Source organism: Enterococcus sp. DIV0691, assembly GCF_051711145.1.
Lineage (GTDB): Bacteria > Bacillota > Bacilli > Lactobacillales > Enterococcaceae > Enterococcus_B > Enterococcus_B hirae.
On the sequence record NZ_JBIOLY010000001.1, the window covers coordinates 2809175 to 2834222 of the forward strand.

Here is a 25048-nt window from a genome sequence, read left to right on the forward strand (position 1 = left end):
TCCCTATTCCTCCATATTTTTTTCTAGCATAGAACTTATAAATTGCTCTAACAAGAAAGTGTATATACTTAACTTACTTTGTAATTTTAGTGATTCAATATAAATATCCCCTATTTTTCTTTGTTCTTCTAACGGAACTACTGGAATAACCAGCTGCTCCAAAGACTGTTTTGTTAGCCTCAAAACAGGACCAGAGCCTTGAAGCTCTCGTTCTTTTTGACGTTGGATATCTTTATGGTTATTAAACAAGTAAAGAAAATATCGCTTGTCTAATAAATCACTTCTAAATTGTACCTTTGTAAAATTTAGAGACAGAACTTTACCAACATTCTGTTCACTGACCATTGTTGCTCGTTGAAGTGAGTTACTAATAACAACATCGCATTTATCTAACGATACATCTTGATCAAATAGATAGTTTTTCTTTCCATCTTGAGTTACTTCATTATAATGTTTATAATCTTCATCAAATGAAGCTTGGTCGTAATAATTAATCTCTTGATTGACAAACTGTTTTTCAGCTCTTGATTGATTGATTCCTTGAGTAAAACTCACAAATTCAGCCAATTTTCTCTTTTCCATTTAGATTGCCTCCTTAGATTTTAACTATTTTTTGAAATATATAAATATAACAGTGATTACACTTTATAATATTCCTTATAAAAAGATAAGTCAAGAAATATATTGATATTACAAAAAATTATCTATAGTGAGATTTCAAGAAGCACCATTTTAATTTAGAATACATGTGAATAATAATCACTAATAAGAATTCCTTTTTCAAACAAATACTTTTCCCTTTCATGCTCAATATCCCTCTTGATAATGTTAAGGCTTTATACTTTTTGATGTTGGTGAAATCATGACATCTTTTTTATGATTCAAAATGAAAAAAGACACTCTCCAAAAATAGAAAGTGTCTAAAACATTGATATAATAGTATTCTTAATATTTTGAGAACTGTGAAGCTTTAACCTGGTTCTGTGACGGAGATTTGGAAAGGGATGGATAACCCTTTAATAACAATTCCTCACCCATAAAATTTAAAGTCACTTTCTAATACACAATATGCTGTACTCACTTTGGCAACTTGCCCTCAAAGGGGGTATGCTTTATTGGAAAAAATAGTATCCTTGGTCATTGCGCCTATTTTTGTAGGTAACGTTATCAAACTTTTTTCTTACTGGTTAGATGAGACAGACAATGACTAATAGTAAGTTGCTTCTAGCCCACTCATTCGTAGTCGCAACGGATGAAAAAGAAAACCACTCTATTCGCAGTAGAGTGGTTTTTGTGCTTTATTGATAAAAATAGTATTGCTTCGCATAATTAACATATCAAAAAGAATGTAAAAAATCAAATTGTCTATATTAAAGGATTCGGTACTCATAAGTAGTAGCCTATTAACGCTTCAAAAAAAGATAATTTTTTTTACAGGGTTCAACTTGTATAATTATTGAAAGATCAAATAATACACCAGTCAATATAACTTGTCCTGGCGCTAAATTAGGAATACTCTCTTTGGAAACACGATCTAATGAAGACATTGTTTTATCCAATAAATGCAAATCATTGTCGTTCCCAAAAGTACAAAAAAAGACACCTTCCAAAAATGGAAAGTGTCTGAAACGTTGATATAATAGTAGTCTTAACGTTTTGAGAACTGTGAAGCTTTACGAGCTTTCTTAAGACCTGGTTTTTTACGTTCAACCATACGTGCGTCACGAGTAAGTAAGCCAGCACGTTTAAGAGCTAGACGGAAGTCAGGATCAACTTCTAGCAATGCACGAGCGATACCATGACGGATAGCTCCTGATTGTCCAGCGTAGCCTCCACCGTTTACGTTAACAAATACGTCATAAGCGCCTTTTGTTTCAGTAACAGCGAAAGGTTGATTGATTACTTCACGCAAGTCAGCATGTGGAATGTATTCTTCAACATCTTTTTTGTTTACAGTAATTTTACCAGTTCCTGGTACTAAACGTACACGAGCAACTGCATTTTTACGACGGCCTGTGCCGATATATTGAACTTGTGCCAATGAAATTCCCTCCTATTAGATTAAGTTTGTAATGTCTAAAACTTCTGGTTGTTGTGCTGCATGTGGATGCTCAGCTCCAGCGTATACATTCAATTTTGTAAATTGTTTGCGGCCTAAAGTATTTTTAGGAAGCATTCCTTTTACAGAAGTTTCGATCAAACGACGAGAATTTTTAGCACGCAATTCACCAGCAGTGATTGATTTCAATCCTCCTGGGTAGTTGCTGTGACGGTAATAAATTTTATCAGTCGCTTTTTTACCTGTTAATTTCACTTTATCTGCATTGATTACGATGACGAAATCGCCAGTGTCCAAATGAGGTGTGAAAGTTGGTTTATTTTTACCACGTAGTACAGATGCAACAACTGTTGAAAGACGTCCCAATGGAACATCAGTTGCGTCTACTACATACCATTTACGTTCTACTTCGCCTGGTTTGGCCATATATGTTGTACGCACGTTAGTTTCCTCCAATTTAAGTTCTGATGTTTGACATACACTTCGAGTTTCCGGGGCTCTTTGTGGGGCAAACAATACCATTTAACATATTACCTGCTAATCCCCTTAATGTCAACGTTTTTTCTTAGCAATCCAAAACTTTCGTTTTTATTGCCCGTATCCTTGTGATGCACTCATTCTTTTTTAGAACGAAGAACGTTTCTTTCTCTTCTAAAATAAAAACTGCAAGGAAAATAACTTCCCTCGCAGTTTTTCTACTATTATATAATATCATCAGCTGATGATCATTTTACGCATCGATTTCTGGAGCTTTTCCTAAATGAGCTTGAATCATCCAGATTCGTTTTTCAGTCGCTGTTTTAAATTCGATAAAAATATCTTGTGTTGGGTCGTCGCCTTCCTCGCCAGCTACTTCAATTCCTTTTTGGTAAAGGTCTGCCAAATAGCGGTAGCCTTTCACAAGAATTTCCAAGCGTTCTGGAATAGTCCGATCCCAATTGCCTACTTCGTCAGGAATATTGGTGTTGTCTGCAAATTCACGTAAGGTTGAATAAGGAGAACCATCTAGTGTGATCAAACGCTCTGAGATTTCATCTAATTGTTCATTCAAGTCATCCATAAATTCATCCATCATTGGGTGCAATGTCAAGAAACCTGGTCCACGCATATACCAATGTGTTTGGTGAACAACAACAGACATTTGACTCAAGTCTGCAACTAATTGATTTAATACTTCTTTTGTTTGTGGAAATTTCATTTTCTTTTCTCCTCCTAACTTTTGTCTACAATAAAAGCATAGTAAACTTTGAGACAAAAGTACAATAAAACCAATTAGTTGAGAACGATTTTCATCCTATCATTTCTTAGAAAAGACTTTCTATTGCTTTAGTCGTTTTTTCTAGTTCTTACACTATTCCTCTCTTATTCCGTCACTCTACTTTTTCATCCTATTTTTCATTCATAGTACTTAAAGTTTGACGTAAATGCGCTAAAGGCTGATAAGTCGCCGCTACTTGTTTTTGCGTTTCAACAAAAATGGGAAAGATTTTTTGATATGTCTCTTTGACCGTTTGTTGAACTGGTACTTGTGAAGCAAGCTGTACTTTTTCTATAGCTTCGCTTAAGTCAGCGATCTTCCCGATACTTTGCCACCCTAAGAAAACGGCTCCTAAAGCGGAGGCTTCAGACACCGCCGGGAAAATGAGCGGATACCCCAAAACGTCAGCCATTAATTGGCGAAAGACAGGCGATTGTGAGAATCCGCCTGTAGCTCTGATTTCTGTTAATTGATCTTCTGAACAAACTCCTGTCAAAATCCTTTTTAAATTGAAACAAATTCCTTCTAGAATAGCTCGCATCATTTCTTTTTCCGTGTGGTCTCTTTGCAAACCTAAAAAACTCCCAGAAGCTTCTGCCTCCCATAGAGGAGCTCGTTCTCCTAATAAATAGGGCTGAAAGAGTAATCCGTTCGCTCCTGGTGGGACAAACGTAATTGCTGAGAAAAGAGCATCGTAAGGATTTTCGCCTTGATCAATAGCCGCTTGAGTTACTTCTTGCATCAAAGTTTGACTTGCCCAATCAAAAATTCCCGCACCATTACTTGTTGCGCCACCGACCACCCAGTGTGTACGATCCAGTACATAACAGAAGGTTTCCATCTCGGGATGTAGTTGTGGTTTGTCTGTAATAAATCTTAATGCCCCACTGGTACCGACTGTTAACGCAGCTATCTTTTCGCCAAAAGCTCCCATCCCTAAATTAGATAGCGGGCCATCAGCACCACCTAAAACAAATGATATATCATTTTCTAATCCTAAAATTTCTTGTTTTTCTTTTGATAATCCATTGAGTATCGTGGTTGACGGCATCACTGCTGGTAGTTGTTCTTGAGTGATTGATAAGTAATTTAACGCTTCTTCTGCCCATTTGAATTGATGGATATCAAAATAACCTGTGCCTGAGGCTGTACTGTAGTCACAGACTAGTTGCCCAAACAAACGGTAAAAGATATATTCTTTTATGCTAACATAGTATGCCACTTGCTTCGTTAGTTCTGGTTGGGTTTCGTTTAACCAATGGATTTTAACTAGTGGCGTCATTGGGTGGATTGGCGTGCCTGTCTGTTGATAAAAGTGAAACCCTAGTTGGCTGTTTTTTAGTTTTTCAGCCTGTACCTTCGCACGATTATCTGCCCAAGTGATCATACGGGTCAAAGGGTGTTTATTATCATCTAACAGAATCAAACTGTGCATCGCTGATGAAAATGCAATCACTTCTATAGTTGTCGACTTCGGTAACTGTTTGACGACTTCTTTGATTACTGTACATACACCGTGGAAGACCAATTCTGGGTCTTGTTCTGCCATTCCTGGTGCTTCTTGGATCATCGGATTAAGGAAATAAGCTGAAGCGATGACTTCAGCTTGCTCGTTGAATGCCACTGCTTTTGTTTGTGTCGTACCGATATCGACTCCGATCGAAATCTTCATTTTGTCACCTCTACTAAAAATAAATAAAATGGTTGTTATTGGCGTATCTTTCTTTAAAAGGAGGCCCTCGCTATGTTTCTCTATTTTATCATTGGTTGTTGCATTGGTTCGTTCTTATGCTTAATGGCACAACGCCTGCCACAAGGACACTCTATTATTTACCCACGGTCTCATTGTGTCAACTGTCAGCATGTATTGGCTTGGTATGAACTGGTCCCATTGCTTTCCATCTGTTACCTACGTTTTCGTTGTCGAAACTGTCGTAGCAAGCTTTCACCGATTTATTTTATAGCAGAATGTATCGGTGGTTGTTTATCTGTTTGGCTATTTTATTTTTCACAGCGACCAGACTGGTTACTTATTTTTTGGTTTTTGTCAGCCTTTTTACTCTCGTTAATGGATAGTTTTTATTTGATGATCGAGGGAAGAACACTTTATTTTATCTGGTTTATCTTATGGATGACTTGGTTGATCAAAGGAGAGTTTCAATGGCTTAGTTTTGCTGTTTTATTCTTGATCAGTTTTTTCCTTACTCGTTACGGGAGTGAATTTTTAGGTTTAGGTGATGTTTTATTACTTTTAAGCTGGAGTGGCGGTCTAACTCTCAATCAACTGATGCAGCTCCTCTTTCTTGCTAGTTTATTGGGATTACTTTTTTTCTTTATTTTTCTCTCTCACGATAAAAAATCTAAAAGAGTACCTTTTGTGCCTTTTTTGAGTGTCGCACTTTTTCTCCTTCATGTGTGGTAAATTAGTTGTCTACTTATTGGTTAACAACAGTCTTGATGCAAGCCTTTTAACTGATGATGATTAATGATTTGACGGACTTCGCTTATTTGCCTCATTACGTACGCTTTTGATAGCTTAGTGTCTTTTCTGCTTGCTGTCATTCAACAAACGATAATGAACCTTGATTTATAAAAAAATGGATCAACCAGATGGCCGATCCATTGACACTTAGATAACTTTACCTAAAAATTATAAAAACCACTAAATTCACAGCAAGCCAAAGCATGACCAGCTTTTATCCCTAACTGAAATTCTTCAAAATGCATTGTGTCTTATTTTCCAGACCAATGTTTGCGTAAAAAACTCCCTCGTCCAGAGCCTTCTCGGTAAAGATTATAGTGGATTTTATTCTTCTTATAATAGTCTTGATGATACTCCTCAGCGGGATAAAACTCACTTCGGGGTTCGATTTTTGTGACAATCGGACGATCGAATCGACCACTTTCTTGTAGTTGTTTCTTTGATGCTTCAGCGATTTCACGTTCTTCTTCATTGCTATAATAAATGACCGGTCGATAAGAGTCTCCGCGATCAGCAAATTGACCGAAAGCATCCGTTGGGTCTGTTTGTTGCCAGTAGATTTCGACTAACTGTTCATAAGAAACCAGAGACGGATCATACTCGATTTCTACCGCTTCCGTATGACCTGTCGTTCCTGTGGTTACTTGTTCATAGGTAGGATTTGGGACATGTCCTCCCGTATAGCCAGAGGTTACTGCTATGATTCCTGGCTGTGTTTCAAAAGGTTTGACCATGCACCAAAAACAACCACCTGCAAAAACTGCTTTTTTCGTCATATAAAATCCCCCTTTGTCTTTCATCATACCTTGATTTATAAAAGGGTGATACTGTTTTGCTTACCTTCGAAACGAATAAACAAAGAATCGATACTCCTATACTTACCTGCTTGCTTTATTAAGATAGAGTATTGCAGCATTTTCTTTTTTACTAATCTTTTCATTGATTTGATTTTTTTATCCATCTATTTAAAAGTATATACAATACTCCTAAGACTTAAACCTAAACATCATTTATTGTTCTCACATTTTTTACATTTATTGAAAGAAATACTCATTTTACCCCCTCCCGGTATTTTTATCAATTTTTCCTATTTCCATTCTCTTTTGTGGATAACTTTCTTTTCCTTCTCAACTATTTTTTCCACAGGGGAGAATAAACGGTTTTTCTTTTTCCTTGTGGATAGTTCTTTTATGTTATACTTTTCCACAGCTTTTGAATTAACAACCGCTAAAATTTTTAACTTCAGAAGGACACGTTATGCCAAAAAAACTAATTTCACTGATAAAATTCAACAAATTTTACAAAGTAAGTCAGTAAAGAATTCAGATACGCTAGTAGATCAAGACAACCCAAAAAATCTACTTGAAAAATTGATTCTCAATACCACACATCCTTCGTCCTCACATTCCCAATTACAAGAAGAAGTTTTTATACTTCAAGCTCAACAAGCACTCGCATCACTTACTGAAACGTTTGGTTCAAACTCGATCATGTATCGTTTATTATCTGAAAAAATCTCAACCCATCCGCTCCTACATAGCAGTTTTACCTGAACGATGAACAAACCTGATCTAGCATAGCAACCTTTAGCAAGTTTTGCTAAGCAATTCAATGATTCATGGACCTATTTTTCTAAAAGTACAAAAATATGAAAAAATGCTCGTCTTTAATGAACAAATTCTCAATTTCGTTTGTTTCTATCAACTTTAGCACGACAAAAAAAACAGAGCTAAGATGTTCATCTTAGCTCTGTTTGGTGTCACATTATTTTGTTTGTTCATTCATTGCATCTTCTGCAGCCATTTGTGCTTCGATGTCTGAAATGCTATAAACATTTTCACTTGCAACACCGACTTCTTTTGGTTCCATGTTACGGTAACGAGCCATACCAGTACCAGCTGGGATGATTTTACCGATGATAACATTTTCTTTCAAACCAAGAAGAGGATCTTTTTTGCCTCGGATCGCAGCATCAGTCAAGACACGAGTTGTTTCTTGGAAGGATGCAGCAGATAAGAAGCTGTTTGTTTCTAATGATGCTTTTGTAATACCTAGTAGGACTGGGCGAGATGTTGCAGGTACGCCTCCAGCTACCAATGTATTGTAGTTTTGGTCTTTGAAGTCAGCAATATCCATCAATGTACCTGGTAAGATATCCGTATCACCTGGATCCATTACACGGACTTTACGTAACATTTGTCGAACCATTACTTCGATATGTTTATCGCCGATTTCTACCCCTTGCATACGGTATACACGTTGTACTTCACGCAGCAAGTAGTTTTCAACTGATAATACATCACGAACTTGTAACAATTGTTTAGGATCGATTGAACCTTCCGTTAATGGCGCACCACGGTGGATCATATCGCCTTCAGCGACTTTCATACGTGCTGTATAAGGAACAGTATACGTACGTGTGTCGGTTTTCCCTTTGATTGTTACTTCTTTTGTACGAGTTGAAGCATCTTCTGAGATATCGATGACGTCACCAGTTACTTCGGTGATCACTGCTTGCCCTTTAGGATTACGTGCTTCAAAAATTTCTTGGACACGAGGAAGACCTTGAGTGATATCGTCTCCGGCTACCCCACCGGTATGGAAGGTACGCATTGTCAACTGAGTACCTGGTTCTCCGATTGATTGAGCGGCGATCGTACCAACTGCTTCACCAACTTCAACGTCAGATCCAGTTGCCAAGTTACGTCCATAACAGTGTTTGCAGACACCATGTTTTGTGTTACATGTGAAGACAGAACGGATCGTTACAGTTTCCACACCTGCATCCACGATTTGTTTTGCAATATCTTCTGAAATCAATTGGTTACCAGCGATGATCAATTCGTTCGTTTCTGGATCACGTACCTCTTTACGTGTGTAACGACCGATCAAACGATCTTCTAATGATTCAATGATTTCGTTTCCTTCACGAATCGCTTGGATTTCAAGACCGCGGTCTGTTCCACAATCTTCTTCACGAATAATAACGTCTTGGGCAACGTCAACTAAACGACGAGTCAAGTAACCTGAATCGGCAGTCTTCAAGGCAGTATCGGTCATCCCTTTACGAGCCCCGTGAGTAGAGATAAACATTTCTAAGACAGAAAGTCCTTCACGGAAGTTTGAGATGATCGGTAATTCCATGATTCGACCATTCGGAGCAGCCATCAGTCCACGCATACCAGCAAGCTGAGTAAAGTTGGAGATGTTACCACGGGCTCCAGAGTCAGACATCATGAAGATTGGGTTTTTCGCTTCTAACCCTTCCATCAGTTTTTGTTGGATGCTATCTTTAGCAGCATTCCAAACAGCGATTACTCGTTCATAACGTTCGTCATCAGTAATCAATCCACGACGGAATTGTTTTGTAATTGTTTCAACTTGTTTATGGGCATTTTCAATGATTCCTTGTTTTTCATTCAGTACACTGATATCTGCGATACCTACTGTGATACCAGCATGTGTAGAATGTTTATACCCTAAGTCTTTCATTCGGTCAAGCATCTTAGAAGTTTCAGTTACTTTGAAACGTTTGAAGACTTCCGCAATGATATTTCCTAGATTTTTCTTCTTGAATGGTAAGACTAATTCTTGCTCTTTGATATGCGCAGGAATATCTGTACCTGCTTCAACAAAATATTTATCCGGTGTTTGTACCGTTAAGTTGAAGTCTGTTGGTTCATTCAAGTAAGGGAACTCTGGAGGCATGATCTCATTAAAGATGATCTTACCAACGGTTGTAATCATCGTACGTTCTTTTTGCCAGTCAGTAAATGGTTTTTCACCTAATGAATTAGGGTTCACACCGATACGTGAGTGTAAATGAACGTAGCCGTTACGCCATGCGATCACAGCTTCGTTTTGGTCACGGAAGACCATTCCTTCGCCTTCACGACCTTCTTCTTCCATTGTTAGGTAGTAGTTACCTAAAACCATATCTTGGGAAGGTGTTACAACTGGTTTACCGTCTTTTGGATTCAAGATGTTTTGAGCAGCTAGCATCAACATACGAGCTTCCGCTTGTGCTTCTTCGTTCAATGGTACGTGAACGGCCATTTGGTCTCCATCAAAGTCGGCATTATAAGCTTCACATACAAGTGGGTGCAAACGAATCGCACGACCTTGTACTAAAACAGGTTCAAATGCTTGGATACCAAGTCTGTGTAGCGTAGGTGCTCGGTTAAGTAGTACTGGGTGTTCTTTGATTACGTCTTCCAAGACATCCCAAACTTCGTCTTCTTGACGTTCGATTTTACGTTTCGCATTTTTGATGTTAGAAGCTAGTTCACGTTGAACCAATTCACGCATCACAAATGGTTTAAATAGTTCGATCGCCATTTCTTTTGGCAACCCACATTGATACATTTTCAAGAAAGGTCCTACAACGATAACGGAACGTCCTGAATAGTCAACACGTTTACCAAGTAAGTTTTGACGGAAACGACCTTGTTTCCCTTTCAACATGTGAGAAAGAGATTTCAATGGACGGTTACCTGGTCCAGTAACTGGACGGCCACGACGACCATTATCGATCAACGCATCAACAGCTTCTTGTAACATCCGTTTTTCGTTTTGGACGATGATTCCTGGAGCATTCAAATCTAACAAGCGTTTCAAACGATTATTACGGTTGATTACTCGACGATAAAGATCATTTAAGTCACTTGTTGCAAAACGTCCACCTTCTAATTGCACCATTGGTCGTAAATCTGGTGGAATAACTGGAATAACGTCCATAACCATCCAACTTGGTTCATTTCCTGAAGCACGGAAAGCTTCTAAAATGTCCAAACGGCGGATCGCACGAGTCCGTTTTTGCCCTTGAGCAGATTTCAATTCTTCTTTCAATTCAGCTGCTTCAGCATCTAAATCAACACTGTCTAGTAATTGTTTGATTGCTTCTGCACCCATTGCTGCTTGGAATTCTTGTCCATATTGTTCACGTTTTTCGCGGTATTCACGTTCTGTCAACAATTGTTTTTTCTCTAAGTTGGTGTTTCCTGGTTCGATAACCACATATGAAGCAAAATAAATGATTTCTTCTAAGGCACGAGGACTCATGTCTAAAACAAGTCCCATACGAGAAGGAATTCCTTTAAAGTACCAGATATGTGAAACAGGTGCTGCTAATTCAATGTGACCCATACGTTCACGACGAACTTTTGAACGTGTCACTTCAACACCGCATCGGTCACAAACGATTCCTTTATAACGGATACGTTTATATTTTCCGCAGGCACATTCCCAGTCTTTCGTAGGACCAAAAATCCGCTCACAGAACAACCCTTCGCGTTCAGGTTTTAAGGTACGATAGTTAATCGTCTCAGGTTTTTTTACTTCACCATAAGACCAGCTTCTGATTTTTTCGGGAGAAGCCAAACCTATTTGCATACTTTCGAATTTATTTACATCGATCAAAAGGGGTTCCCTCCATTTCGTTTAATGGCAAAACCGCAAGGCGGCTGATCATCGACCGCCTTACAGCTCATAGACCGGATTAGTCTAAGTTATCTTCTGCGGTTTCAAAGTTTTGGATGATATCTTGTCTTTCATCTTCCACTTGTTCAGCAGCTTTCTTTTCTAATTCTTTGGCTGTTTGCTGTTCAGCAAATTTTGTCAAAGCATCTACAGTGATCAAATCATCATCTTCGTCATCCATATCACGGAGTTCGATTTCAGAATCTTTGATATCCAAGACACGCATGTCTAATCCTAGTGATTGTAATTCTTTTACTAATACTCGGAATGATTCTGGTACACCTGGTTTTGGAATTGGTTCGCCTTTGACGATCGCTTCATAAGTTTTCACACGACCAACTACATCATCTGATTTGTATGTCAAGATTTCTTGTAAGGTATAAGCGGCACCGTAAGCTTCCAAAGCCCAAACTTCCATTTCACCAAAACGTTGTCCACCAAATTGTGCTTTACCACCCAATGGTTGTTGTGTAACCAATGAGTAAGGTCCGATTGAACGAGCATGCAATTTATCATCGACCATGTGAGCAAGTTTGATCATGTACATGACACCGACAGACACACGGCCGTCAAATGGTTCACCTGTACGTCCGTCATAAAGGATGGTTTTCGCATCGCTGGCCATACCAGCTTCACGAACCGTTTCCCAAACGTCCTCATCACTTGCACCATCAAATACTGGTGTTGCAACATGGATACCTAACTGACGAGCAGCCATCCCTAAATGCAATTCCAATACTTGTCCGATATTCATCCGTGATGGCACCCCTAAAGGATTCAACATGATATCGATTGGTGTTCCATCTGGTAAGAATGGCATATCTTCTTCCGGCATGATACGGGATACAACCCCTTTATTACCATGACGTCCGGCCATCTTATCTCCTTCATGGATTTTACGTTTTTGAACGATATACACACGTACAAGCATGTTTACGCCTGGTGATAATTCATCGCCGGCTTCACGAGTAAAGATTTTTACGTCGTGGACGATCCCGCCACCACCGTGTGGTACACGTAATGAAGTATCACGGACTTCACGAGCTTTTTCACCAAAGATCGCATGTAAAAGACGTTCTTCAGCTGATAATTCGGTTACCCCTTTTGGTGTTACTTTACCAACTAGTAAGTCACCATCTTGGACTTCCGCACCGATACGGATAATACCCATCTCGTCTAGATCTTTCAAAGCATCTTCCCCAACGTTAGGGATTTCACGAGTGATTTCTTCAGGTCCTAATTTTGTATCACGAGCTTCTGATTCATATTCTTCGATGTGGATTGAAGTATAGACATCGTCTTTCACAAGACGACGGCTCATGATGATCGCATCTTCATAGTTGTAACCTTCCCAAGTCATGAAACCTACTAAAACGTTTTGTCCTAGCGCCATTTCACCTTGTTCCATTGAAGGTCCATCTGCTAAAGTATCGCCTTTTTCAACTTTTTCGCCTAAATGAACGATTGGGCGTTGGTTGTAGCTTGTTCCTGAGTTTGAACGACGGAATTTTGTTACAGCGTATTTATCTAATGCACCGTTGTCACGACGAACACGAATCTCAGAGGCGTCCACAAATTCAACGACACCATCATGTTTACATAGCAAAGCAGCTCCTGAGTCATGAGCTGATTTATATTCCATACCAGTACCAACCCATGGTGCTTGTGGATTGATCAATGGCACTGCTTGACGCTGCATGTTGGCACCCATCAAGGCACGGTTGGAGTCATCGTTTTCCAAGAAAGGAATACATGCTGTCGCTACCGCAACTACTTGTTTAGGTGATACGTCCATATAATCGACTTTATCGATTGAAACTTCTAAGTTTTCACTTTGCGCACGAGCCATAACAACGTCTTGTGCAAAAGTACCATCTTCATTTAATGGGCTATTTGCTTGGGCAACGATGTAGTGGTCTTCGATGTCAGCTGTTAGATAGTCGATTTGATCCGTTACACGACCAGTTTCACGATCAACACGACGGTAAGGAGTTTCGATAAATCCAAATTTATTAACTTTCGCATAGCTAGATAAACTATTGATCAACCCGATATTTGGTCCTTCAGGCGTTTCAATCGGACACATACGGCCATAGTGAGAATAGTGAACGTCACGAACTTCATAACCAGCTCGGTCACGAGTCAAACCACCAGGTCCTAAGGCTGAAAGACGACGTTTGTGTGTCAATTCCCCAAGTGGGTTCGTTTGATCCATGAACTGAGACAACTGAGAAGAACCAAAGAATTCTTTGATACTTGCAACCACTGGACGGATGTTGATCAATTGTTGTGGTGTCAATGTTTCTGTATCTTGGATCGACATTCTTTCACGTACGACACGTTCCATCCGAGCTAAACCGATACGGAATTGGTTTTGCAGTAATTCACCGACTGAACGGATACGACGGTTTCCTAAGTGGTCGATATCGTCCACGTTGCCGATCCCTTCCATCAAGTTTAAGAAATAACTCATTGATGCGATGATGTCTGCCGGACGAACAGTTTTCACAGCTGATTCAGGATAACCGTTACCGATCACATTCACTTCACGTTCTGGATCTTTTGGTGAAAAGACTTTGATCACTTGAACAGTCATTGGATCAGTCACAACACCATCTTCTGATGGATAGTAAGTCACTGAATTCAATCCATTATCAATGAAAGGTGCTAATGTTTCCATCACTTGGTGAGTCAACACGGTTCCTTTTTCAACGATGATTTCACCAGTTTCTGGATCAACCAATGTTTCTGCTAATGTTAAGTTCAATAGACGTGTTTTCAAGTCTAATTTTTTATTTACTTTATAACGACCAACGTTGGCTAAGTCGTAGCGTTTTGGATCGAAGAAACGAGCATTCAATAAGTTCCGAGAACTATCGGCTGTCTTAGGCTCGCCTGGACGTAGACGTTCGTAAACGTCTTTTAATCCTTCTTCTGTTCTTGAATCACTTGCATTTTTGTGCAAGTCTTTTTCAACTGTATTGCGTAACGTTTCACTGTCACCAAAGATTTCAAAGATGGTATCATCTGATCCAAATCCTAGGGCACGAACTAACACAGTCAAAGGAATCTTACGAGTACGATCAATACGTACGTAAGAAATATCTTTTGCATCAGTTTCCATTTCTAACCATGCACCACGGTTCGGGATCACAGTTGAACCGAAACCTTCTTTTCCGTTTTTGTCTACTTTTCCATGGAAGTACACACCAGGTGAACGCACTAACTGAGAAACGATTACTCGTTCTGCTCCGTTGATAATGAATGTTCCTTGTTCAGTCATTAATGGGAAATCACCGAAGAAGACTTCTTGCGCTTTGATTTCACCTGTCTCACGGTTTGTTAGACGTAACGTTACATGTAATGGTGCAGAGTAATTTGCATCATGTGCACGTGCTTCTGCTACCGTATACTTAGGTTCTTTCAATTCATAATCCACAAATTCCAAAGATAGATTGCCATTGAAGTCATCAATTGGCAAAATGTCTTCAAACATTTCTCTTAGTCCTTCATCTAGGAACCATTGGTAAGAGTCTGTTTGAATTTCGATCAAATTTGGTAATTCCAACACTTCACTGATTCGTGCGAAACTTCTACGTTCGCGATGTTTTCCGTACTTTACTACGTGTCCAGCCAAGCTCTTCACCCCTCTAAAATGTCATTCAAAAAGACTACCCGATCAATTGTTACAATAATATTAAAAATATTATATTTAGATAACAATAGACATTTTTTGCGGCTTTTAGGCAAAAAAAAACCAAAAATAGAGCATTCTTTTGAAACCATTTCTTCATGCGCTTCTATTTTTGTTTCCTTATTATAAAGCCGAAACGGACAATATTTCGTTTCTGCCTTTACTTCATCAGATAGTTTTTGCAACTTCATATATTACACTCTTTTTTCATAAAAGTCAACACTTCCTGGCGTTTCCCTCCCCTTTTCATCATTTTTTCTTAAACTTTTCTTACTATAATATATCGAATAAACATTCACGGATTTTGAGAATTTTCTGAATGTTCGTCTTGACAATCCCCTTACATCTCCGCTATACTTAGGAAAATTTATTATTTGTGGAGGATTTATTTATGCAAAAACCGAATATACAACTTATCCCGACACAATTGAATAACTTTTACTTTAGCTACTTTAGATAGGTTTGTATTCATGAATTATGGATACAAACACCAAACAACTGGTTTGTATCTATGATGGCTAAAGAACTTTGTATTACGCAAAAGCCACGTAGACATTACGTTAAGTGGCTAAGCGAAAAGTACAAAGTAATCACGATTTCTTACTTACATACTCTTTCGATACTCAATCCATTTAGACGTTTTGTCTAAATGGATTTTTTGTTTTCAAAATTGAAGGAGGAAAAAGAAATGAAAAAAAATTTATTGATCGGATTAGGCGCAACATTATTACTAGTACTTGGTGGATGTGGAACTGCAAATAGTTCCTCAGCAAAATCGGATGACTCGAAAACAATCGGTGTTTTACAACTGGTTCAACACAATTCATTAGATGCTACATATAAAGGGTTCAAAGAAGGGCTAGCAGAAAATGGCTATAAAGAAGGCGACAATTTAACAATCAACTATCAAAATGCGCAAAACAATCAAGACAATCTAAAAAGCATGAGTGAAAAATTAGTGAAAGACCAACCCGACTTATTATTAGGGATTGCAACTCCAGCTGCGCAATCGCTCCTTAATGAAACAACCACGATTCCTATTACAGTGACAGCAGTTACCGACTTAGAAAAAGCACACTTAGTTTCTTCTAATGACAAACCTGGTGGAAATGTGACTGGTACAACGGATATGGTACCGATCGAAAAACAAATTGAGCTATTATTACAGATCGTGCCAAAAGCAAAAACGATCGGGATCATGTACAACAACGGGGAAGCAAATTCCAAAATCCAAGGAGACTTAGCCGAGAAAACATTGAAAAAAGCCGGAGTGAAAGTCAAAGTATTGACGGCAAACTCCACCAATGATGTTCAACAAGTGACAAAAAGTTTAGCCAAAGATGTCGACGGTATCTATATCCCAACGGATAATACATTCGCCAGTGCTGCTAGCGTTATCGGTGAAGTAGCCAAAGAAACAAAAACACCGATCGTTGCTGGTTCCGTGGATCAAGTCAAAGAAGGTGGCTTAGCGACTGTTGGGATTGATTATGAAGAATTAGGGCGACAAACAGGTGAAATGGCTGCCAAGATCTTAGCTGGCAAAAAACCGAGTGAATTACCGGTTGAATCAGCAGATGATCTTTCCTTATATGTCAATAAAGACATGGCAAAAGCCCTTGGGATCGATCCAACAACAATCAAAGAGACTGAATAATTTTACAGGAGGACAATCATGACTAATTTAATAAGTATCTTTTTATCTTCTGCTTCACAAGGCGTGCTTTGGGCACTGCTGGCAATCGGTGTCTTCCTGACTTTTCGTATCCTGGATATCGCTGATTTAACAGCTGAAGGCAGTTTCCCTTTAGGTGCTGGGATTGCTGCCGTCAGTATCACTAATGGACTTTCCCCAATCGTTGCTTGCCTCTTAGGATTTTTAGGAGGCGCAGCAGCTGGCTTAGTTTCAGGACTGCTCCATACCAAACTTAAAATTCCGGCACTTCTAGCTGGAATCATCACGATGACTGGCTTATATTCCGTTACCTCACGGATCATGGGCGCACCTAATCTTTCATTATTAGGACAAAAAACCGTCTTTACATGGGCAGAATCACTCGGTGTTTCAAAAGAAAATGCTGTATTGATTGCTGGCTTACTTGTCGCATTGATCGTTGTCACGTTGCTTGTTTTATTTTTACGGACAGAAACGGGGTTGGCGATTCGAGCGACTGGCGATAATTTAGCAATGAGTGAAGCAAATGGCATCAACACCGATACGATGAAAATCATTGGGTATATGATCTCAAATGGCTGTATTGCTCTATCTGGTTCGTTGCTTGCACAAAACAATGGCTTTGCTGATTTAAACTCTGGGATCGGTACGATCGTGATTGGCTTGGCTTCGATCATCATCGCTGAAGTCCTCTTTCGAAACCAACCATTGCTTCTTCGATTATTGACAATTATTTTAGGCGCCGTGATCTATCGTTTTATCTTAGCGTTAGTTTTTGAGTTGAACGTTCAACCAAGCGATTCAAAATTAGCTTCTGCACTTGTTCTGGTTATCTGTTTATCTTTTCCACAAATCCAACAAAAATTAAAGTTACCTAAGCGTACGAAAGCAAAAGGAGGATCTATCAATGACTGATGTTTTAACACTTCAATCTATCCACCATACGTTTGAAAAAGGAACCATCAATGAAAACCATGTGCTAAAAGGAGTCAATCTCTCGTTGAAACAAGGCGATTTCGTAACAATTATTGGCGGAAATGGTGCAGGTAAATCGACACTATTGAACAGTATTGCTGGTTCTTTTCCAGTGGATCAAGGGAAGATTTTATTGAATGGCAAAGATATCACCAAAAAGTCAGTGGTTGCTCGCTCCAAAGAAATCAGTCGTGTCTTTCAAGACCCTAAATTAGGCACTGCTGTCCGATTGACGGTTGAAGAAAATTTAGCACTAGCAATGAAACGTGGTAAAAAACGTGGCTTTTTCCGAGGAGTCAAGCCGCAAGATCGTTCCTTCTTCAAGGAACATCTCGCACGCTTGAATCTTGGGTTAGAAAATCGTTTGACCACTGAAATCGGCTTGCTTTCTGGAGGACAGCGTCAAGCGATCACTTTATTAATGGCTACTTTACAACGTCCTGAATTGATTTTATTAGACGAACATACTGCAGCCCTCGACCCGGCAACTTCAAAAACAGTGATGGAACTCACGGACAAATTAATTAACGAACAGCACTTGACGGCTTTCATGGTCACCCATGATATGGAAGATGCCATCCGCTACGGAAATCGATTGATCATGCTACACCAAGGGCAAATCGTCGTGGATATCCAACAGGCAGAAAAACAACATTTGACTGTCCCTCAGCTACTAGAAATGTTCAAACAAAATAGTGGCGCTGCATTGAAAGACGACCAAGTACTTTTAAGTTAGCAATCATCTGTTGTCACTTCCATAACAACTGACAAATTTCTCATTTGTTTTCTGCTTTCTTATTGATACAATACTACATGAAAGGAGTTGCAATGGATGACGACAAAAGATAAAGTACTCCAACTATTAAAAGAATCTCCTGATTTTTTATCAGGTGAAAAAATGGCCCAGCAATTACAAGTGTCACGTACCAGTATTTGGAAAGCAATCAAAGAATTAGAAAAAACAGGTTATCATTTTGAGCATCAAGCTAAGGGATACCGTTATCTTCCTTCTGATGTGTTAGATGCCCAAGAAATTCGCCAAGCATTAGAACCTTGGATACCAGATTTGATGGTGTCGGTACAAGAACGATCAGAATCTACGATGAAAGATGCTAAGCTTGCGGCAACCAAAGAAATCGGACCCGCTCTTTTTATCGCCGATACCCAAGAACAGGCACACGGCCGATTTGGACGTCCTTTTTTTGCAGCCCCTGGACAAGGCATCTATATGAGCTTATTGATCCATCCCAATCAACGATTTGATGAATTGCCCCAATATACAGTTATTGCAGCAAGTGCATGCGTGAAAGCCATTCAAGAATTGACTAAAAAAGATCCTTCGATCAAATGGGTCAATGATCTTTATTTAAATGGAAAAAAAATTAGCGGGATTTTATCTGAAGCAATCAGTGACATGGAAACTGGCGGGATCAGTTCGATCATTATTGGCATTGGTCTAAATTTTTCCATCCCGCAAAAACAGTTTCCTGAAGCCATTCAACAGAAAGCAACGTCTCTTTTCCCTGATGGTCAGAAATCCATCACACGGAATCAATTGATTAGTCAAATTTGGAAAAATTTCTTTCACTATCTTTCAGAACCCACAGACGAATACTTAACACTTTATCGTGAAAAGTCTTTCGTTCTTGGAAAAAAAGTACAATTTACCCAAAAAGGGCAGCATTATACTGGGATTGCTAAAGAAATCGGAGAACATGGAGAGTTGATCGTGCAAGTAGGGGATCAAGCCCTCACTCTTTTTTCTGGCGAAATTAGTTTAACCTCCATTGAGTAAGTCAAAAAGAAAGGGATGGGCAAAAATGCCCATCCCTTTCTTCATCAATGGTGGTTCCTTTTTTATGTGATCTCGCAGAATACTTCATAGCCCCTTCATTTAGCGAGTTGTAAAATGAAGTTGTTATTCTATGTGCTATTGCTGTTCATAACAAAAATGCTACACAATTTTTAAACCTCTATGTGCTTTTTTATACAACTGCAATATCATTGATCTGATGTATCGAATGCTTCAATCAAAAGCCACAGACAAACTTCCACCTATAAAAGGTCTGTTTTTCTGATGCTATTCTGTCATATAAGTATGACTTCTACTTACTATTTGTCGCTTCCCCAATATATAATGTTTCATTAAACGGATTTCCCCAAAATCTTGTTCAATCAAACATGCTACTTCTTGATCCATACACAACAACACTTTTTCTTTCCCAGCTCTCCTCCTTTTCTCTTTCTGGTTCTATCTTACCTTATTCTTTAAGGTCTGTGTTATTTTGTATGGTATTGCAACATTTTTGATTTTATTATGTACAAAAAGGACTTACAAACACGCTTCTTTGTTTACACGATAAAATTTTAACTGATTAGATGAAAGATATTCTACATTCAGCTTAAATTTTTTGACAACAAGTGTCCTAATTAGAAATTTATCCGCCGTGGTTAACGGTTTTTGACATTCTTTTTCAATATCTTCAAATGAGAAATGATTTTTTTTACTGATCATTCGGGTTAAAATCTTATTTACATCTACTCTGGTTAAATCCGTTGTTAATCGTTTTTTCACTCAACATCTTCCTTTCTAATTGTATTTCTTCACTAGTGAATATAACATATTTTTAGTCTTGGTCCAGAACAATTATTTTCAAAATTAGGAAAGATTGTTTCGCAAAATAGTTGTTTTAATGAATAATACACGTTAAAATTTCTTTTTTCCACTCTTATCTTTTGGATTTATCATCCAGTTATAAAAAAACCGATTTCCTAAATAGAAAACCGGCTGAATGTTATTTAAAATCTATTCGTCGTTTCCCCCAAAACTACGAATAGTCAGTTAAAGATTGTAACCTATAGTCTGATCCCTCCTTTTATACAGATAGCGACTTTCTGTGTATACAAAGTCTCACTTATAAGTACATGCCTAAAGTTAAGTAAATTTCAGACTGCAACAGCAAAGTCCTCTGATTTCACTGGCATCTATTATTAGCATACTTTCTTCTCAATACTCTTTGACAACTATTTTTTCTAAAAATAAAAAAAATTGGTAAAATTAAAGAATAAACTTTAGACCGATCTTCCAAATAAAGAAGTAAAGTGATTGAAATAGATCCAATATTTTTCTAAAATAAAAAAGAGACTGAGCCAAAACTTTCCTCAATCTCTTCTGGTATATCTAAAAACGAATAAACGGCGTTCAAGAAGCAACTCCTCAACAATAAGGTTCTCAAGTTCAACCATCACATGCCTACTCTTTTTACTTCTTGATTCTTGAAATAGAATATGCCATTGTAGCGGCTGATTTCCGATATTTTTCTTTAATTTTCCCTATCTAAAATCAACTCAGTAACTGACAAAAGAATCTCACGTGTATCAAAGGCTGTATCAGGGAGCTTACTAATTTCCTTTAAGGCTTTTTTTGTGTAATCTTCCGCTAATTTTTTGGCTTTTGTCACACCATTGACTTCTCTGACAATCTGACGAACACTTTCTGCTTCCTCTTGTGTCAACTCAGTTTTTTTATCCAAGTATGCAATCAATTCTGCTTTTTTATCTGTTTGTAATGCGTAAATCAATGGTAGAGAATACACGCCTTGACGCATATCTTCTAATACTGGTTTACCGATATCGACCGCATCTTTCGTGTAATCCAGGATATCGTCAATGATCTGAAACGCCATCCCGACAGCTAAACCGATTGAACCTGCTTTTCGAGCAAACCGTTCATTCATTCCACTTTCATAAGCTCCGACTGAACAACTTAATTGAAAGAGTTCGGCCGTTTTCCCTGAGATGTTTTCTAAATACTCCGGCACAGTTAAATGATAATTGTAACGGTCGTCCATTTGTCCAAGCTCACCATCTAATACTTTTTCCATACTCCGAGAATTAGATTGTAAGCTCTTTAGCGAATTAGAATAATTTGAAAGTAATTTGAAACAGCAAACAAATAAATAGTCTCCTGCATAAACAGCTACCGTATTCCCAAATCGACCACGTAAATTAGGCTGACCACGTCGAACATCTGCCTCATCAACGATATCATCATGGATCAATGTAGCGGTATGAAGCATTTCGATCGAAGAAGCTAGCGCAATCGCCTTTTCACGATCTTGTTCTGGACCAAATTGAGAAAAGAGCAATTGATAGGCAGGTCTTAGCAGTTTACCTCCCGCATGAATCGTCTCTTTGATTGCTTGTTCGACTGGCTTGTTCTTTAAGCGGACAACATCTTCCATCTTTTTCAACGTCTCGTTTAATTCGTTTTTCAAAGTTGGATACTCACTCCACATTGGATGTAGCTTCATAAAAAAACTCCTTGTATAACCATTATTTTTTCAAAAAAAGCGGTTGCCATTTCTCTTTTTGTTCTTTCTCATAGTCTCTTTGAAAAAGTTGTAATGTACGTACATGTTGCAACAAATAATTGGCTGCAATCCCGATCGCAATTCCAGACAGAATACCTAAGAAAGATAGAATCGGCAGATATAACATGACTGTCCATGATTGAGCAATGAACGAAGCCATCACTAGTTGTCCGACATTATGCATAAAGCCACCTGTTGCACTGATTCCAATAATGCTGACTCGCTTAGGACCTAACTGTTTCACTAACAGCATTCCTACATAGCTGAGTAACGCGCCGCTCATACTATAAAGAAAGGTAGAGATCGTCCCACCTAACAAAGTTGTTAAAAATAGGCGAAGCCATAACAATAAAAAACTATCCCGTTTTTTCATCGTAAAAATCGCTACAATGGTAATCAAATTAGCAAGTCCTAACTTTGCTCCAGGAGCAAATGAAAAAGGATATGGGATCATGTTCTCAATTAATCCAATGATGACTCCTTGCGCCACTAGTAAAGATATATAAATCATTTTTTGTAATTTTGTCATGGTGTGGATAGCCTAATAGATCAGGCCATCTTTGTCACTCCCATCTGTTGACCGAACCTCGATCACTAATTTATGAGGCAAGCAAACAATCGTTTCGCCATTCTTAGAAGCCCACCCTCGTCTCACACAAATCTGATCGCCACAATCTGCTTCTTTTATGCGTATCTTGTCGCCATCAACTTCGATTAAATTATAATCACCATGTGGATCTTCATAAGTATACGTATATTTTTTACTCCCAGCTACTAATGGGAAGGTTTTGATTTCATCACCATCAACGCGGAGTACAGCTTCTTTATCAGGAGCTACATTGTCTTGTTGATAACTAAATACGATGATGGGTAAAAAAGAAAGAGCAATCAAAAGAACGATAATGAAAATATCCCAAGGTTTAAGCAAACTTTTCTTGATAAATTCTTTCATCTTTTCGCACGCCTCCTCTTGCTGAACTGTTCTCCAATTTTAGCATGAAACAAAAGAAAGTCCTAGGTTTCCCTAGAACTTTCTTCAATCAGCCATTATTCTCAAATTGTTCAGTTTAAGCTCTAGGCTAATTTTTTATTTTGATCCATATCGGGATTTAGGTCTCCCATACCACCAATTGCCTAGTGTTTTTTGTAACCATGGAATCACCCAGCGATCAAGACCAATTGCACGACCTGAACCGTTCATCAATGCAAAAGCAACAAAGATAAACCAGATGTTTACCCAGTAGAACATTCCAGATAGACAGAAAGTAATCACTAAAACAATGGTCGTTGCACTACATAACCAGGTAAATAAACCAGCAATCAAAGCGAGTGCTAAAGCAATTTCAAAGAATACCATGAATTTTTGGAAAAACATTGCTACATCATTGTTTGGCATGATCACTTGCATCATTTTTGTGAACCAGTCTGGTGATTTTTCAATCACGGCCATAGGCTGTTCACCATAAGCATAACTTAGACCAAAGTGAGTAGCTTGTGTCGCTGCTTCTCCTGCACCACTTGTTGCTGCACCAGTAGCTGCTGTTGTTGCATCGCCAGCAGCGGAAGCCCCACTTGCTACATCGGTCACATTGTATTCCCAAGTCCAAGGGAACACGCTGTTACCTGTAAACCATGAACCTTCACCAAACCAAGTACCTGGTTTCAACACTTGCCCATCACCAACAATTTTTTTGAAGGCTTCGATAAACCAAACCAGACCATAGAACACTCGTAAAGGCACACTCCATAAGACATTTCCATAACGGGAAGAATGGCCACGTGTCACATTACGATCGTCTTTGATATGGAAGAATTCGTGCATCATGTATTGGAACATATAATAGCCAGAACGAATATCAAAGAAATATTTCAAATTGACGATGTGTTTCATCACAATTGCTAAGAAACCACTTAAATGGATCTTATCAAATAAATTGGCAACGCCCCATTTGGCACCGATCGATACCATGAAACCTTGATAGTTTCCTTTAAACTTATGCTTTTCGCCGCCTTTGATGGCAGCTACGATATTGGCTGCTGCTGTATGACCTGTTTGTTCAGCCGCTTGAACGATTTGTGGCGTTGGTGTTCCAGGAAATTCTTCATAGAAAACCAAGTCTCCGATAATATAGATGTTTTTATCTTCATATCCTTTTGCCTGCATATATTCATTCGCTACCAAACGTTGACCACGAGCGGACTCTAAGCCGAAATCAGCAGCATCAGAAGTTCCTTTGACACCAGCTGTCCAGATCAATGTGTGGGTAGGAATCTGACGACCATCTTTTAACTTGATATGGTCTTTCGCTACTTCCACGATTGGTGCATTCAATAGTAGTTCTACTTTATGTTTCTTTAAATAGCGCTCTGCTTTGGCTGCATCATTACGATCCAGCATATTTAAAATCGTCGGCATTGCTTCTACAACCATCAGTGTAATTTCACTTGGGTCTAATTTGTAGTCTTTTGCCAAACGGTTTTTCCAATCAATCAATTCACCAATCATTTCGATTCCGGTGAATCCTGAACCACAGACCACAAACGTCAGCATTGCTTTACGTAACGCATCGTTAGGTTCTAAAGCTGCTTTTGCCACGGTACGTTCAATGTGTTCACGTATTTTAACTGAATCTTCAAATGACCATAAGGTAAAGCCGTTTTCTTTTACTCCAGGAGTCCCAAAGTCATTTGGTTCTCCCCCCATTCCCAAGATCAACTGATCGAATGGGTAAGTGCCTAATTTTGTTTTCACAACTTTTTGTTCTTTATCGATACCAGTGACCGTATCTGTCACTAATTGAACATTTTTTTGTCGAGCAAACAAGTGCTGTAGATCATATTGGATTGCTTCTGGTTCAACCCGTCCACCTGCAACTTCGTGTAATTCTGTCATCATCGTGTGGTACGAATGACGATCAATCAAAGTGATTGTCACATCTTCTTTTTTAAGTTTTTTTGCCAAGTATTTTGTTGCTGATACCCCGGCATAACCTGCACCCACAACGACAATATTTTGCTTTGTCATTGTTCATCCGCTCCTTATTGGTAATCCTT

Annotated in this window: 21 protein-coding genes; 7 read left to right on the top strand and 14 right to left on the bottom strand. The window is 38.7% G+C overall.

Annotated features, from left to right (window positions below; all coding sequences use genetic code 11):
- Nucleotides 1–3: 3 nt before the first annotated feature.
- A complete protein-coding gene (locus tag IGJ11_RS12835) occupies nt 4–582 on the bottom strand; it encodes a restriction endonuclease subunit S (protein ID WP_207433477.1) in 579 nt (192 codons plus the stop codon).
- A gap of 551 nt (nt 583–1133) precedes the next feature.
- On the opposite strand from IGJ11_RS12835, the gene IGJ11_RS12840 reads away from it, so the two are divergent.
- Nucleotides 1134–1211 carry a type I toxin-antitoxin system Fst family toxin gene (locus tag IGJ11_RS12840; protein WP_341352333.1) on the top strand — a complete coding sequence of 26 codons (78 nt, stop codon included), beginning with the start codon at nt 1134–1136 and terminating at the stop codon, nt 1209–1211.
- A 437-nt stretch (nt 1212–1648) separates the two neighbouring features.
- On the opposite strand, the gene rpsI is transcribed toward IGJ11_RS12840, so the two are convergent.
- The 4 genes from rpsI to IGJ11_RS12860 all read right to left on the bottom strand — a co-directional run bounded on the left by rpsI (nt 1649) and on the right by IGJ11_RS12860 (nt 4989).
- Complete coding sequence (gene rpsI, locus IGJ11_RS12845) at nt 1649–2041, bottom strand: 30S ribosomal protein S9 (protein ID WP_002287505.1); 393 nt, start codon at nt 2039–2041, stop codon at nt 1649–1651.
- A 15-nt stretch (nt 2042–2056) separates the two neighbouring features.
- Nucleotides 2057–2485 (bottom strand): 50S ribosomal protein L13, encoded by a 429-nt coding sequence (gene rplM, locus IGJ11_RS12850; RefSeq protein ID WP_034686358.1) that lies wholly within the window; start codon nt 2483–2485, stop codon nt 2057–2059.
- Between the two features lie 304 nt (nt 2486–2789).
- On the bottom strand, nt 2790–3257 hold the full coding sequence (locus IGJ11_RS12855; protein ID WP_010720679.1) for a Dps family protein: 468 nt from the start codon (nt 3255–3257) through the stop codon (nt 2790–2792).
- A gap of 190 nt (nt 3258–3447) precedes the next feature.
- On the bottom strand, nt 3448–4989 hold the full coding sequence (locus IGJ11_RS12860; protein WP_207433482.1) for a gluconokinase: 1542 nt from the start codon (nt 4987–4989) through the stop codon (nt 3448–3450).
- A gap of 72 nt (nt 4990–5061) precedes the next feature.
- Here IGJ11_RS12860 and IGJ11_RS12865 point away from each other — a divergent pair, with 72 nt between their 5' ends.
- Nucleotides 5062–5739: a prepilin peptidase gene (locus IGJ11_RS12865; protein ID WP_207433484.1), complete on the top strand. Its 678-nt coding sequence runs from the start codon at nt 5062–5064 to the stop codon at nt 5737–5739.
- A 311-nt stretch (nt 5740–6050) separates the two neighbouring features.
- Here IGJ11_RS12865 and msrA read toward each other — a convergent pair whose 3' ends face one another.
- On the bottom strand, nt 6051–6575 hold the full coding sequence (gene msrA / locus IGJ11_RS12870) for a peptide-methionine (S)-S-oxide reductase MsrA (RefSeq protein ID WP_010720682.1): 525 nt from the start codon (nt 6573–6575) through the stop codon (nt 6051–6053).
- Nucleotides 6576–6836: 261 nt separating this feature from the next.
- Between msrA and IGJ11_RS12875 the strand changes: the two genes are divergently transcribed.
- Nucleotides 6837–7352 (top strand): hypothetical protein, encoded by a 516-nt coding sequence (locus IGJ11_RS12875; protein WP_438772572.1) that lies wholly within the window; start codon nt 6837–6839, stop codon nt 7350–7352.
- A 211-nt stretch (nt 7353–7563) separates the two neighbouring features.
- Here IGJ11_RS12875 and rpoC read toward each other — a convergent pair whose 3' ends face one another.
- The 3 genes from rpoC to IGJ11_RS12890 form a co-directional block, all read right to left on the bottom strand.
- Nucleotides 7564–11217, bottom strand: coding sequence for a DNA-directed RNA polymerase subunit beta' (gene rpoC / locus IGJ11_RS12880; protein ID WP_010720683.1), 3654 nt, complete (start codon nt 11215–11217; stop codon nt 7564–7566).
- A gap of 79 nt (nt 11218–11296) precedes the next feature.
- Nucleotides 11297–14914, bottom strand: a complete 3618-nt coding sequence (gene rpoB, locus IGJ11_RS12885) for a DNA-directed RNA polymerase subunit beta (RefSeq protein ID WP_010720684.1) — start codon at nt 14912–14914, stop codon at nt 11297–11299.
- 5 nt (nt 14915–14919) lie between these two features.
- Entirely contained in the window at nt 14920–15162 is a 243-nt protein-coding gene (locus IGJ11_RS12890; RefSeq protein WP_010720685.1) for a hypothetical protein, read from the bottom strand.
- 497 nt (nt 15163–15659) lie between these two features.
- Here IGJ11_RS12890 and IGJ11_RS12895 point away from each other — a divergent pair, with 497 nt between their 5' ends.
- The 4 genes from IGJ11_RS12895 to birA all read left to right on the top strand — a co-directional run bounded on the left by IGJ11_RS12895 (nt 15660) and on the right by birA (nt 19416).
- Nucleotides 15660–16628, top strand: a complete 969-nt coding sequence (locus IGJ11_RS12895) for an ABC transporter substrate-binding protein (RefSeq protein ID WP_207433494.1) — start codon at nt 15660–15662, stop codon at nt 16626–16628.
- A gap of 18 nt (nt 16629–16646) precedes the next feature.
- On the top strand, nt 16647–17561 hold the full coding sequence (locus IGJ11_RS12900) for an ABC transporter permease (RefSeq protein ID WP_010720687.1): 915 nt from the start codon (nt 16647–16649) through the stop codon (nt 17559–17561).
- Nucleotides 17554–18357, top strand: coding sequence for an ABC transporter ATP-binding protein (locus IGJ11_RS12905; RefSeq protein ID WP_094940706.1), 804 nt, complete (start codon nt 17554–17556; stop codon nt 18355–18357). The genes IGJ11_RS12900 and IGJ11_RS12905 overlap by 8 nt, the downstream gene beginning before the upstream one ends.
- A 96-nt stretch (nt 18358–18453) precedes the next feature.
- Nucleotides 18454–19416 carry a bifunctional biotin--[acetyl-CoA-carboxylase] ligase/biotin operon repressor BirA gene (birA, locus tag IGJ11_RS12910; RefSeq protein WP_207433496.1) on the top strand — a complete coding sequence of 321 codons (963 nt, stop codon included), beginning with the start codon at nt 18454–18456 and terminating at the stop codon, nt 19414–19416.
- Between the two features lie 537 nt (nt 19417–19953).
- On the opposite strand, the gene IGJ11_RS12915 is transcribed toward birA, so the two are convergent.
- The 5 genes from IGJ11_RS12915 to IGJ11_RS12935 all read right to left on the bottom strand — a co-directional run bounded on the left by IGJ11_RS12915 (nt 19954) and on the right by IGJ11_RS12935 (nt 25019).
- Nucleotides 19954–20196, bottom strand: a complete 243-nt coding sequence (locus IGJ11_RS12915) for a hypothetical protein (RefSeq protein WP_010737226.1) — start codon at nt 20194–20196, stop codon at nt 19954–19956.
- A gap of 748 nt (nt 20197–20944) precedes the next feature.
- Nucleotides 20945–21934 (bottom strand): polyprenyl synthetase family protein, encoded by a 990-nt coding sequence (locus IGJ11_RS12920; RefSeq protein WP_251849745.1) that lies wholly within the window; start codon nt 21932–21934, stop codon nt 20945–20947.
- A gap of 22 nt (nt 21935–21956) precedes the next feature.
- Nucleotides 21957–22523: a Gx transporter family protein gene (locus IGJ11_RS12925; protein WP_010720692.1), complete on the bottom strand. Its 567-nt coding sequence runs from the start codon at nt 22521–22523 to the stop codon at nt 21957–21959.
- Nucleotides 22524–22535: 12 nt separating this feature from the next.
- Nucleotides 22536–22946, bottom strand: a complete 411-nt coding sequence (locus IGJ11_RS12930; RefSeq protein WP_010737224.1) for a NusG domain II-containing protein — start codon at nt 22944–22946, stop codon at nt 22536–22538.
- 135 nt (nt 22947–23081) lie between these two features.
- The gene (locus IGJ11_RS12935; protein ID WP_053765979.1) at nt 23082–25019 is read right to left on the bottom strand and encodes an NAD(P)/FAD-dependent oxidoreductase; all 1938 of its coding nucleotides are present in this window, start codon (nt 25017–25019) and stop codon (nt 23082–23084) included.
- Nucleotides 25020–25048 lie beyond the last annotated feature (29 nt).